1 protein-coding gene is annotated in these 559 nt (G+C 31.7%); it reads right to left on the bottom strand.

Annotated features, from left to right (window positions below):
- Positions 1 to 523: N-acetylmuramoyl-L-alanine amidase (locus EJJ37_RS19860; protein WP_133017137.1), on the bottom strand; the 523-nt coding region annotated here is incomplete at its 3' end.
- Positions 524 to 559 lie beyond the last annotated feature (36 nt).

Here is a 559-nt window from a genome sequence, read left to right as displayed (position 1 = left end):
GATCACTAATTATATGATTATCTAATGCATCTACTATAGCTTTTGCAATTGCTTTATATCCAACTTCAAGATACTTATTCGCATCTTCTGTGTCTACAAAACAAACTTCTATTAACATAGATTTAGCTTTTGTTCTTCTGATTACATAAAGTCCTGTACCAGCTTTAACCCCTCTATTATTAAATCCTAATGCTGATATATTTTTACATACATCTATTGCATCTTGATATTGTCTACCTTCATAAGTGTAGACCTCAACTCCTTGTCCCCCTCCAGCGTTGAAGTGTATAGAAATAAACCAATCTAAATCTTCTCTGTTAGCTTGTTGCACTACTAAAGATAAACTTTCATTTGTAGTTGCTGCATAATCAACAGTACAATTATAAACAGTATTACCTCTTTCCTTTAACAAGCTTCTTACTTCTTCTCCAACTAATCTAGTGTGTTCTCCTTCTTTTATAATTCCTACTGCTCCAGTTCCAGCACCTCTCAAAGTATGTCCATCATTTACTCCAATTTTCATTTTATATTCCTTCTTTCTTTTAAATATTTTTATAAA

The organism is Clostridium cuniculi (assembly GCF_004353185.1).
Taxonomy (GTDB): Bacteria; Bacillota; Clostridia; order Clostridiales; family Clostridiaceae; genus Clostridium; species Clostridium cuniculi.
The sequence above is the reverse complement of the archived record's forward strand: the minus strand, read 5'-3'. Positions and strand labels throughout refer to the sequence as shown.